We start from the raw sequence: 11209 nt of genomic DNA on the forward strand, positions 1-11209 counted from the left end.
GTGGTCGGCCCGGCAGCCGGCCCGTGGTCGGCCCGGTGGTCGGCCCGGTGGTCGGCCCGGTGGTCGAGCCTGTCGAGACCCGGCAGGATGGCGCCATGGTGGGACCCCTGGCCGGTGAGGACGGCGTCGTGCGCTGCCCGTGGGCCGGGGCGGCGCCCTCGGTGATGCGCGACTACCACGACCGGGAGTGGGGCAACCGGGTCCACGGCGAGGCCGCCTACCTCGAGCGCCTGACCCTGGAGGCGTTCCAGTCGGGACTGTCCTGGTCGACCATCCTCAACAAGCGGGACGCGTTCCGCGAGGTCTTCCACGGCTTCGACGCCGACACCGTCGCGGCGTTCGGACCGGACGACGAGGCCCGGCTGATGCAGGACGCTCGGATCGTCCGCAACCGGGCCAAGATCTCGGCCGCGGTCGTGAACGCCCGGGCGACGGTCGCGTTGCGGGAGGCCGAGGGCTTGGAGGCGCTGGTCCTGTCGTTCGCCCCTGCCCCCGCGCCCGCTCCCTCCACCACCGAGGAGATGCAGACCGTCTCCGCCGAGTCCAAGGCCCTGTCCAAGGAGCTCAAGAAGCGCGGCTTCGCCTTCGTCGGCCCGACCACGATGTACGCCCTGATGGAGGCGATCGGGGTGTTCGACCCCCACCTGGTGGGGTGCTTCCGGCGGGGTCAGTCCGGCTGAGCGACCAGCCCGGCGGACTCGATGCCGGCGACCGCGGCGGTCTCGTCGTTGTCGGAGTTGTCGCCGGAGACCCCGACCGCGCCGAGCAGGTCACCGTCGGTGGAGCGGATGAGCACGCCGCCGGGCACGGGGACCAGCGTGCCCACGGCGACGGTGACCGCGGCGACGAACGACGGGAACTGCTCGGCGCGCTCCATGTTGCGCCGGGACCCCCAGCCCATCGCGATCGCACCGTGCGCCTTGCCGTGCGCGACCTCGAAGCGCTTGGTCGATGACCCGTCCTCCTTCTCGACGGCGACGACGTGGCCGCCGGCGTCGAGGACCACCACGGTGAGCGGGTTGAACCCGCGCTCGCGACCGGCGGCTCGGGTGCCGGCGATGACGGCGCGGGCCTGGTCGAGGGTGATGCCCAAGGTGGAGGGCTGGGTCATGACGACTCCTTCACCGCCCGGCGGCGCCGGTGCAGGATCGGCTCGGTGTAGCCGGAGGGCTGCTGGAGCCCGAGGAACACCAGGTCGTGGGCGGCGGCGAAGGCCTCGCCGTCGTACGCCGGGCCCATCGGCCGGTAGCCGGGCTCGGCGGCGTTCTGCTCGTCGACCACGTCGGCCATCCGGCGGAACGCCTCCTCGACCTCCTCGACCGTGACGACCCCGTGGCGCAGCCAGTTGGCGACGTGCTGGGACGAGATCCGGCAGGTGGCGCGGTCCTCCATCAGGGCGGTGCCGTGGATGTCGGGGACCTTCGAGCAGCCGACGCCGTCGTCGACCCATCGCTTCACGTAACCGAGCACGCCTTGGAGGTTGTTCTCGACCTCGGCGCGCTTGTCGTCGTCGCTCCAGGAGGGGTCGGCCGCCACCGGGATGGTCAGCAGGTCGGCGAGCGTGCCGCGACGCGACCCGGCCAGCTCATGCTGCCGGGCGGCCACGTCGACCTGGTGGTAGTGCAGGGCGTGCAGGGTGGCGGCGGTCGGAGACGGCACCCACGCGCACGACGCCCCGGCCCGCGGGTGGCCGGCCTTGGCCTCGAGCATCGCGGCCATCTCGTCGGGCATCGCCCACATGCCCTTGCCGATCTGGGCCCGTCCCGCCAGGCCGCACTCGAGCCCGATGTCGACGTTCTGGTCCTCGTAGGCGGCGATCCACGCCGAGGACTTCATGTCGCCCTTGCGGATCATCGGACCGGCCAGCATCGAGGTGTGCATCTCGTCGCCGGTGCGGTCCAGGAAGCCGGTGTTGATGAAGGCGATGCGACCACGGGCGGCGGCGATGCACGCCTTGAGGTTGACCGAGGTACGCCGCTCCTCGTCCATGATGCCGAGCTTGATGGTGCTGCGGTCCAGCCCGAGCAGGTCCTCCACGCGGGCGAACAGATCGTCGGTGAAGGCCACCTCGTCGGGGCCGTGCATCTTGGGCTTCACGGCGTACATCGAGCCGGCCCGCGAGTTGGTCAGCTCGCCGCGCCCCTGGAGGTCGACCAGGCTGCACAGCGCGGTCATGACCGCGTCGAGGATGCCCTCGGGGATCTCCTCGCCGTCGAGCAGCACGGCGTCGGTGGTCATGAGGAGCCCGACCTGGCGGACGAACAGCAGCGCTCGGCCGGGCAGCGTGACCGTCTCGTCACGCCCGCTGGTGTAGACCCGGTCCGGCTCGAGGCGCCTGGTGAACGTGCTGCCGCCCTTGGAGACCTCGGCGGTGAGGGTCCCTCGCATCAGCTCGAGCCAGGCCCGGTAGCCCGCCACCTTGTCGTCGGCGTCGACCGCCGCGACCGAGTCCTCGAGGTCGATGATCGTCGAGACCGCCGACTCCAGCAGCAGGTCCTTGACGCCCGCGGCGTCGTCCTTGCCGATGGGGTGCTCGCGGTCGACCTGGATCTCGACGTGCAGGCCGTGGTGGACGAGGAGCACGGCCTCCGGGTCGTCGGGCGACCCGCGGTGGCCGACGTACTGCTTCGGGTCGGCGAGCCGGGCGGTCCCCTCGTGCAGGGTGACGTGGACGCCGAGGTCGTCCACGGCGTACTGCGTCGCATCCGCGTGGCTGCCCTTGAGGAGCGGGAAGTGCTCGTCGAGCAGGGCCCGCCCGCGGGCGATCACCTCGGCCCCCCGCACCGGGTTGTACGAGGACCCGCGCTCGCGGCCGTCGGCCTCGTCGATCGCGTCGGTGCCGTAGAGGGCGTCGTACAGGGAGCCCCAGCGGGCGTTGGCCGCGTTGGCCGCGAACCTGGCGTTGAGGGCCGGCACCACCAGCTGGGGGCCGGCCTGCACGGCGACCTCGTCGTCCACCCGGTCGGTCTCGACCGTGACGTCGCCGGGTTCGTCGACGAGGTAGCCGAGGTCCCGCAGGAACGTCTCGTACGTCGCCGGGTCGACCGGCCCGGGCGCCGCCCGGTGGTAGTCGTCGAGGCGGCGCTGGATCTCGTCGCGGGTGGCGAGAAGGGACCGGTTGCGTGGCACGAAGTCGTCCAGGATCGCCTGGAACCCGGACCAGAACGCGTCCTCGTCGACCCCCGACCCGGGGAGCGCCTCGTCCCGGACGAAGTCGTGCAGCACCGGCGCCACCTGGAGCCGGCCCGCCGTCACCCGGCTGGTCTCTGGAGCCGTCGTCATGGCACCAGTTCTATCTTGCTGTCATGGTCGACCTCGCTCCGCTGCTGTCCGTGCTCGGTGAGGACGTGGTGCTGGTCGACCCGGACCGGATGGCCGGCTACCGCTGGGACCGGGCCCACGACCCGGGTGCCGGGATGCCGCTGGCGGTCGTGCGGGCGGGCTCGACCGAGGACGTCCAGACCGCGGTCCGGTTCGCCGCCGAGCACGGGCTGGCCGTCGTGCCACGCGGGGCGGGCAGCGGGTTGAGCGGAGGCTCGTCGGCGGTCGACGGGTGTCTCGTCGTGTCGACCGAGCGGATGACCCGCGTGGAGGTCGACCCGGTCACCCGGACCCTGGTGGCCGAGCCGGGAGCGATGAACGCTCAGGTGAAGGCGGCGGCAGCGGAGCACGACCTCTGGTACCCACCCGATCCGTCGTCCTACGAGATCTGCTCCATCGGCGGCAACGTGGCCACCAACGCAGGAGGCCTGTGCTGCGTGAAGTACGGCGTGACCACCGACTACGTCCTGGGCATGACGGTCGTCCTGGCGGACGGCACCGCGGTCGAGCTGGGCGGGCCGCGGCTGAAGGACAAGGCAGGGCTCTCGCTGACCAAGCTGTTCGTCGGCAGCGAGGGGACCCTGGGCATCGTCACCCGGGTCGTCCTGCGGCTGATCCCGGCGCAGCGGCCGCCGGCCACGCTTGTCGCGACGTTCGCGACCCTCGACGACGCCACCGGCACGGTCCTCGACATCACCCGGCAGATGCGGCCCTCCATGCTCGAGTTCATGGACCGGCCGACCATCAACGCGGTCGAGGACCTGACCAAGATGGGCCTGGACCGCGAGGCGGCCGCGATGCTCGTCATCCAGTCCGACGAGCCCGCCGGACACGCCGGCGTCGAGATCGAGACGATCACCGCGATCTGCGAGAAGCACGGGGCGACCGAGGTGTTCTCGACCGACGACCCCGAGGAGGGGGAGGCGTTCGTGGTCGCCCGGCGCAACGCGATCCCGGCGGTCGAGCGCACCGGCACCCTGCTGCTCGAGGACGTCGGCGTCCCGCTGCCCCAGCTCGGCGCGCTGGTCGACGGCATCGCCGCGATCGCGCAGGCGCAGGGCGTGACCATCGCCGTGATCGCCCATGCGGGCGACGGCAACACCCATCCGCTGATCGTCTTCGACCCGGCCGACGCCGAGATGGCCGCCCGCGCGCAGGCGGCGTACGGCGAGGTCATGACGCTCGCGATCGAGCTGGGTGGCACCATCACCGGCGAGCACGGCGTGGGGCGGCTCAAGAAGGCGTGGCTCGGCGACCAGATCGGCGAGGACGCGCTCGAGCTCAACCGCCGGGTCAAGCAGGCCCTGGATCCGCAGGGGATCCTCAACCCAGGAGCGATCTTTTGATGACCCAGCACCGCGTCCACGCCTTCACCGACGACGCTCTCGGGTCCCACGACGCCGTCGGTCTGGTGGCGGCCCTGCACGCCGGCGAGGTCTCGGTCTCCGAGGTCGTCGAGGCGGCGATTGCTCGCGCCGAGCGGGTCGAGCCGCAGCTCAACGCGATCGCGCACCGCGGCTACGACCAGGCCCGCGCCGAGGCGCAGGCTCCCCGGCCCGGCTTCTTCGCGGGCGTGCCCACCTGGGTCAAGGACAACTCGCTGCTGGAGGGGATGCCGACCAGGCACGGCACGGACGCCTGGGACCCGGCTCCCGACCCGGCCGACGGCGACTTCGCGCGGATGTACCGGGCCGCGGGCGCCGTCGTCCTCGGCAAGAGCCGGCTCCCCGAGTACGGCTTCCTGCCCACCTGCGAGCACCCACGCCTCGGCCCGGTGCACTGCCCGTGGGACACCACCCGCACCGCCGGGGCCTCCTCGGCCGGCTCGGCAGCGCTGGTGGCGGCCGGTGTCGTCCCGATCGCGCACGCCAACGACGGAGGCGGCTCGATCCGGATCCCGGCCGCGGTCAACGGGTTGGTGGGCCTCAAGCCCACCCGGGGCCGGATCCCCACCGACAAGCTGGCCCGGGAGCAGCCGGTGCAGATCGTGGCCGACGGCGTGGTCACCCGCAGCGTCCGCGACACCGCGGCGTTCATGCGCGAGGCCGAGCGGATCTACCGGCCGCTCAAGCTGCCGCCCATCGGCGACCTGACCCGGCCCACGAAGGCGCGGCTGCGGATCGCGGTCCAGACGAACGCGCTGGACCGGGAGGCCTCCCCGGAGGTCGTCGAGCTGACCATGAAGACGGCGGCGCTGCTGGAGTCCCTGGGCCACCACGTCGAGGAGGCGTCCCTGCCGGTCCCGGCGTCGTTCCAGGACGACTTCCTGCTCTACTGGGCGACGTTGGCGATGTTCCTGACCCGCACCGGCAAGCGGGTCCACGGGCCGAGCTGGCTGCTGGCCAACCACGACGAGTTCACCTTCGGGCTGGCCGCGCACGCGTTGCGCCGGCTGCCCAAGGTGCCGCTGGCGATCGCCCGGTTGCGGTCCGTACGCCGTTCAGCGGAGCGCTTCTTCTCGTCCTACGACGTGCACCTGGCGCCGACCCTGGCGAGCGAGACGCCGGTGATCGGTCACCTCGACCCGATGCAGGACTTCGAGGTCACGCTGGACCGGCTGCTGGACTGGATGTCGATCACGCCCTACCAGAACGTCACCGGGCAGCCGGCGATCTCGCTGCCGCTCGCGACCACGGCCGCGGGCCTGCCGCACGGCATGATGTTCAGCGCTGGGGCCGGCCGCGAGGGCCGGTTGATCGAGCTCGCGTACGAGCTCGAGGAGGCCAGCCCGTTCGCCTCGATCCAGGCGTGACCAACCGATTTCACCCGCGCACGGAGCCGCATGTATCGTTCTCCGCTGTTGCCCCTTTAGCTCAGTCGGCAGAGCGTCTCCATGGTAAGGAGAAGGTCTACGGTTCGATTCCGTAAAGGGGCTCTCCCGTGGCGGGGTAGCTCAGGTGGTTAGAGCACACGGCTCATAATCGTGGTGTCGCGGGTTCGAGTCCCGCCCCCGCTACCAGATTGTTCCTAGACTTGAGAGTTCCGCCCCGCAAGTCGCACCGCAACCGAAGGATTCCCCGTGGCCAGCAAGAGCTCCGACGTTCGCCCCAAGATCACGCTCGCGTGTGTGGAGTGCAAGGAGCGCAACTACATCACCAAGAAGAACCGCCGCAACGACCCTGACCGGATGGAGCTGGCGAAGTTCTGCCCGCGCTGCCGCAAGCACCAGCCGCACCGCGAGACCCGCTGACCGAGCCGGTCACCCAGGTCAGACCCGGCACGCCGGCTTCGCCCAGTCCCGCAGGCCCCTGACGTCGAAGCGCGCCAGCTGGGGCGTCATCGGCCTGCCGTCGCGCTGGTAGAGGCGCGACCCGGACTCGCTGGCGACCCACAGCCGGCCCTTCTCGTCGAGGCTCATCGACTCGCCGCCGGGGATGAACCCGCGGCGCTGCCCGGCCGGGCCCACCAGGACACCGCAGGCGCTGTGCGACCGGACGAACCACAGGCCCGCGCCCTTCCCGTCGAGGTCGGCGTGCACCGCTCCCTGTGACCGGCCCGGCGCCCAGTCCGACGAGGTCGCGTCGTCGAGCGTGACCTGCACGCGTCCCGGCTCGAGCAGGACGGCCGGGTCGAACCAGTCCACCTGCCCGTGCGTGCGCTTCGAGAACCGGCCCAGCCCCAGCGCGCCGTCCGGGCCGTGGACCGCGAACGAGCCCTTGACCGGCTCGGCGAGCTCCCAGCCGCGCAGGGTCTCCAGCGTGTCCGGGTCGAGCAGCCACAGCCGCTTCGTCTCGGCCAGCCAAACCCCGTGCTCGTCGAGGACCAGGCCGCCACCGTGCCGGCAGATGATCGGCGCCGCCCCGCCGATCGACCCGCGCACCGGGTCGACCCGGGCCACGAGCCGGCCGGTGCGCAGGTCGACGCGCTCCAGCGCGCAGAACCGCTGGCGGGCGGGCTTCGTGCCGTCGAAACCGGCGAGGTACGCCGTCCCGTCGTCGGCGACCGCCATCCCCTGCGGCACCAGCCACCTGTCGGCGCCGGGTGCCCAGACCCCTGCGCACAGCGCGTGGTCGTTGGCGAACCGGCCCAGCTCCCGCGGCCCGTACGACGGCGCGCGCCCGCGGACCGCGGCGTACGCCACCGGGCCGCAGCCCTCCGGCGCCGCCGCGGGGGCCACACCGGGCGGGTCCTTGTCGCTGTCACCGCTGCACCCGGCCGCGAACAGCACCAGGACCAGGACGGCGATAGCGTGGCGGCATGCCCGTCGACCAGTCCCTCGTCGGCCGGTCCTTCCCACCCACGGCAGCGTACGAGGTGACCGAGGACCGGCTCCGCGACTTCGCCGACGCCGTCGGGGTGGCCTACGACGGGCGGCAGGCCCCGCCGACGTACCCGATCGTGCTGGCCTTCGACGCGATGAACGCGTTCCTCGAGGCCGAGCAGATCGACCTGTTCCGGATCGTGCACGGCGAGCAGAAGTTCGCCTACGAGCGGCCGATCGTGGCCGGCGACGTGCTGACCGCCACGCTGACCGTCGCGAGCCTGCGCCAGATCGCCGGCAACGACATCATCGGCACCGCCAGCGAGGTCGAGGATGCGGCGGGCGAGCTGGTCTGCTCGACCAGCGCCACGCTCGTGCACCGGGGACCCCAGCAAGGTCCGGCCGCATGACGCTCGAGACCCGGGTCTTCACGGTCACCCGCGCCGACCTGGTCCGCTACGCCGCGGCGAGCGGCGACCACAACCCGATCCACCAGGACGAGGACGTCGCCCGGAGCGTCGGGCTGCCGGGCGTGATCGCGCACGGGATGTACACCATGGCCCTGGCCGCGCGGGCCGTCGGCGAGTGGTTCCCCGGCGCCGAGGTCGTGAGCCTCGGCTGCAAGTTCACCAACCCGGTCGTGGTGCCGGCCGAGGGCGGCGTCGACGTCGAGGTGGCGGGCGAGGCCAAGGAGCCGGTCGACGGGCTCACCACGGTGGCGCTGACCGTCACGTGCGGGGGCCAGAAGGTGCTGGGCATGCCCAAGGCCGTCATCCGTGCCACCTGAGACGACGCGGCTCCTGTCGGAGCACACCACGCTCCGGCTCGGCGGACCGGCCCGGGAGTGGGTCACGGCCACGACCGAGGCCGAGCTCGTCGAGGCGCTCGACACGACCGACCCGGTGCTCGTGGTCGGCGGCGGCAGCAACCTCGTGGTCGCCGACGAGGGCTTCGACGGCCGGGTCGTCGAGGTCGCCACGCGTGGTGTCACTCCGGACGTCGAGCCGTCCGCCGAGCCATCCTGCGGCGGGGTGCTGGTGCGGGTGGCCGCGGGGGAGTCCTGGGACGACCTGGTGGCGCTCGCGGTCGAGCGCGGCTGGGTCGGCGTCGAGGCGCTCGCCGGCATCCCGGGCCGGGTCGGCGCGACCCCGATCCAGAACGTCGGTGCCTACGGCCAGGAGGTGTCGCAGACGATCGCCTCCGTACGGGTCTGGGACCGCGTGCTCCGGGGGGTGCGCACCTTCGCCAACGCCGACTGCCACTTCGGCTACCGGACGTCGCGCTTCAAGGCCGACCGGGCCACGCGGGGCTGGGACCGGCACGTCGTCCTCGACGTCACCTTCCAGCTGACGGTGGGCACGCTCGGCGCGCCGGTGGGGTACGCCGAGCTGGCCCGCGTCCTCGGCGTCGAGCAGGGTGGGCGTGCGCCGCTGGCCGAGGTGCGCCGGGCCGTGCTCGACCTGCGCCGCGGCAAGGGCATGGTGCTGGACCCGGACGACCACGACACCTGGAGCGCGGGCTCCTTCTTCACCAACCCGATCGTCGACCCCGGGGCCGTGCCCGACGGCGCGCCCGCGTGGCCGCAGCAGGACGGCCGGGTCAAGACCAGCGCCGCCTGGCTGATCGAGCACGCCGGCTTCGCGAAGGGCCACGGCAACGACAGGGTCGCCCTGTCCGGCAAGCACGTCCTCGCCCTCACCAACCGCGGTCGCGCGTCGACCGCCGAGCTGCTCGCGCTGGCCGCGGAGGTGCGCGACGGCGTCGAGGCGGCGTGCGGGATCCGGCTCGTCAACGAGCCGGTGCTGGTGGGCTGCGCTCTCTGAAAGCGCCGGGACCCTAGACGAGGGACCAGCCGCTGCCGATCAGCACGGCGAAGGCCACGATGGCCAGGACCATCAGGACACCGATCGTGCTGCCGATGATGCCCATGATGACGCCCGCCTGCGCCGCCCCACGGTTGCGGTAGACACCGGGTGACGCGTCGATCTCCCGCTTCGCCCTGGCGCCGACCACCCAGGCGAACGGCGCGGCGAAGACCCCGGGGATCGTCACGCAGCAGAACAACGACAGCCCCAGGCAGACCATGGAGACGATCCCGAGAACCATCGCCTTCTGGGCCCCTGGGTGGTCCTGGCCACCGGCGAGCGGGGCGCCGTACGCCGGTGTCCACCCCGTCCCCCACCCGGCCGCGGGACCCGGTGTCTGTCCCGGCTGCGGCGGCCCGTAGGGCGGGCTCGACATCGGCGGAGGTGGTGCGGGCGGCGGGACGTAGCCCGGCCCGGAGGGTTGGCTGGCCGCGCCCGACGGCGAGGTGAACGGGTTGTCGGGCTCGCCCGTGCCGTAGGCCCGGTGCGTGAAGGGCATCGTCTCCTCGGGCTCGTCGGCCCGCCCGTCCCCGCTGCCGGTCACGGCACCATCCTGTCAGTCCTCGGTCAGCCAGTCGTCGATCCCCGACAGCAACCGGGCCCGCACGTCGTCGGGCGCCGCGGAGGCGCGCACGGACATCCGGGCCAGCTCGGCGAGCTGCTCGTCGGTGAGGCCGTGCGCGGCGCGCATGGTGGCGTACTGGGCGGCCAGCTGCGACCCGAACAGCAACGGGTCGTCGGCGCCGAGGGCCACCGTCGCGCCCGCCTCGAGCAGCGTGGGCAGCGGGACCGACGAGAGGTCGCTGTAGACGCCGAGCGCGACGTTGGAGACGGGGCACACCTCGAGGGGGATCCCCGCGTCGACCACCCGGGCCAGCAGGTCGGGGTCCTCGGCGGTGCGGACGCCGTGCCCGAGCCGGTCGGCCCCCAGGGCGTCGACGCACACCTTGACGTGCTCGGGACCGCGCAGCTCGCCTCCGTGCGGGACGAGCATGAGCCCGGCGCGCTCCGCGATCCGGAACGCCGGGGCGAAGTCCGTCGTGCTGCCGCGGCGCTCGTCGTTGGACAGGCCGAAGCCCACCACGCCTCGACCGGCGTACTGCGCGGCCAGCCGGGCCAGCGTCCGGGCGTCCAGGGGGTGCCGGGTGCGGTTGGCCGCGATCACCACGGCCATGCCGACCCCGGTGGCCGCGGACGCGTCGCGCACGCAGTCCAGGACCAGGTCGGTGAACGCGGTCACCCCGCCGAACATGGCGGCGTAGCCGCTCGGGTCGACCTGGATCTCCAGCCAGCCCCCACCGTCGCGGGCGTCGTCCTCGGCTGCCTCGCGCACCAGGCGTCGTACGTCGTCGGGGGTGCGCAGCACCGAGCGGGCGACGTCGTAGAGCCGCTGGAACCGGAACCAGCCCTTCTCGTCCGCCGCGCTCAGCTGTGGGGGCCACTCCGAGACCAGCGACTCCGGCAGCGCGATCCCGTCGCGCTGAGCCAGCTCGAGCAGCGTCTCGTGGCGCATCGACCCCGTGAAGTGCAGGTGCAGATGTGCCTTCGGCAGGGAACGCAGGTCCCGCCGCCGAGCGTTGCCAGAGATGTGGTCGGAGATGTGGTCAGCGGCAGATGGTGCTTTTGGAGGGCCAACGGTCACATGCGTAGACTGCCTCTTCGGTGGATTCCCACATGCTTTGCCATGCCCAGAGGTCACTGACTGAGCCATTGTCTGAGTCACGGCCCCCGGGTCGGGAACCCGTCGGAGGGCACTAGCTCAACTGGCAGAGCATCGGTCTCCAAAACCGAAGGTTGGGGGTTCAAGTCCCTCGTGCCCTGC

At 72.5% G+C, this 11209-nt stretch carries 12 protein-coding genes and 3 tRNA genes; 10 read left to right on the top strand and 5 right to left on the bottom strand.

Annotated elements, in window-relative coordinates:
* The coding region (locus JHD21_RS16270) for a DNA-3-methyladenine glycosylase I (RefSeq protein WP_365696263.1) at positions 1-680 on the top strand (680 nt) is incomplete at its 5' end.
* Here JHD21_RS16270 and JHD21_RS16275 read toward each other — a convergent pair.
* Positions 668-1111 (bottom strand): heme-binding protein, encoded by a 444-nt coding sequence (locus JHD21_RS16275; RefSeq protein ID WP_292677326.1) that lies wholly within the window; start codon positions 1109-1111, stop codon positions 668-670. The genes JHD21_RS16270 and JHD21_RS16275 overlap by 13 nt on opposite strands.
* Positions 1108-3282 carry a malate synthase G gene (locus tag JHD21_RS16280; RefSeq protein WP_292677328.1) on the bottom strand — a complete coding sequence of 725 codons (2175 nt, stop codon included), beginning with the start codon at positions 3280-3282 and terminating at the stop codon, positions 1108-1110. Before JHD21_RS16280 ends, JHD21_RS16275 begins: the two co-directional genes overlap by 4 nt.
* A 23-nt stretch (positions 3283-3305) precedes the next feature.
* On the opposite strand from JHD21_RS16280, the gene JHD21_RS16285 reads away from it, so the two are divergent.
* The 5 genes from JHD21_RS16285 (at position 3306) to rpmG (ending at position 6511) form a co-directional block, all read left to right on the top strand.
* Positions 3306-4667, top strand: coding sequence for an FAD-linked oxidase C-terminal domain-containing protein (locus JHD21_RS16285; protein WP_292677330.1), 1362 nt, complete (start codon positions 3306-3308; stop codon positions 4665-4667).
* Positions 4667-6073, top strand: coding sequence for an amidase (locus JHD21_RS16290; RefSeq protein ID WP_292677332.1), 1407 nt, complete (start codon positions 4667-4669; stop codon positions 6071-6073). The genes JHD21_RS16285 and JHD21_RS16290 overlap by 1 nt, the downstream gene beginning before the upstream one ends.
* Positions 6074-6123: 50 nt before the next feature.
* Positions 6124-6196, top strand: a tRNA-Thr gene (locus JHD21_RS16295).
* Positions 6197-6203: 7 nt separating this feature from the next.
* Positions 6204-6280 (top strand) — tRNA-Met (locus JHD21_RS16300).
* Positions 6281-6340: 60 nt separating this feature from the next.
* On the top strand, positions 6341-6511 hold the full coding sequence (rpmG, locus tag JHD21_RS16305) for a 50S ribosomal protein L33 (protein ID WP_292677334.1): 171 nt from the start codon (positions 6341-6343) through the stop codon (positions 6509-6511).
* An 18-nt stretch (positions 6512-6529) separates the two neighbouring features.
* Here the strand turns inward: rpmG and JHD21_RS16310 are convergent, their stop codons facing one another.
* The gene (locus JHD21_RS16310; protein WP_292677336.1) at positions 6530-7489 is read right to left on the bottom strand and encodes a hypothetical protein; all 960 of its coding nucleotides are present in this window, start codon (positions 7487-7489) and stop codon (positions 6530-6532) included.
* Between the two features lie 29 nt (positions 7490-7518).
* On the opposite strand from JHD21_RS16310, the gene JHD21_RS16315 reads away from it, so the two are divergent.
* The 3 genes from JHD21_RS16315 to JHD21_RS16325 are packed head-to-tail and all read left to right on the top strand — an operon-like array spanning position 7519 to position 9345.
* Positions 7519-7932 carry a MaoC family dehydratase N-terminal domain-containing protein gene (locus JHD21_RS16315; protein ID WP_292677338.1) on the top strand — a complete coding sequence of 138 codons (414 nt, stop codon included), beginning with the start codon at positions 7519-7521 and terminating at the stop codon, positions 7930-7932.
* Positions 7929-8309 carry a MaoC/PaaZ C-terminal domain-containing protein gene (locus JHD21_RS16320; protein ID WP_292677340.1) on the top strand — a complete coding sequence of 127 codons (381 nt, stop codon included), beginning with the start codon at positions 7929-7931 and terminating at the stop codon, positions 8307-8309. Before JHD21_RS16315 ends, JHD21_RS16320 begins: the two co-directional genes overlap by 4 nt.
* Positions 8299-9345 carry a UDP-N-acetylmuramate dehydrogenase gene (locus tag JHD21_RS16325; protein ID WP_292677342.1) on the top strand — a complete coding sequence of 349 codons (1047 nt, stop codon included), beginning with the start codon at positions 8299-8301 and terminating at the stop codon, positions 9343-9345. Before JHD21_RS16320 ends, JHD21_RS16325 begins: the two co-directional genes overlap by 11 nt.
* Before the next feature lie 13 nt (positions 9346-9358).
* On the opposite strand, the gene JHD21_RS16330 is transcribed toward JHD21_RS16325, so the two are convergent.
* Together JHD21_RS16330 and JHD21_RS16335 are read right to left on the bottom strand one after the other, a co-directional pair.
* Positions 9359-9931 carry a DUF4190 domain-containing protein gene (locus JHD21_RS16330; protein WP_292677344.1) on the bottom strand — a complete coding sequence of 191 codons (573 nt, stop codon included), beginning with the start codon at positions 9929-9931 and terminating at the stop codon, positions 9359-9361.
* Between the two features lie 12 nt (positions 9932-9943).
* Positions 9944-10975 carry an adenosine deaminase gene (locus tag JHD21_RS16335; protein WP_292677348.1) on the bottom strand — a complete coding sequence of 344 codons (1032 nt, stop codon included), beginning with the start codon at positions 10973-10975 and terminating at the stop codon, positions 9944-9946.
* A gap of 160 nt (positions 10976-11135) precedes the next feature.
* Here JHD21_RS16335 and JHD21_RS16340 point away from each other — a divergent pair.
* Positions 11136-11208, top strand: a tRNA-Trp gene (locus JHD21_RS16340).
* The last annotated feature ends 1 nt before the right edge of the window (position 11209 follow it).

Origin of the sequence: Nocardioides sp., assembly GCF_016462705.1 — a bacterium.
GTDB lineage: Bacteria > Actinomycetota > Actinomycetes > Propionibacteriales > Nocardioidaceae > Nocardioides.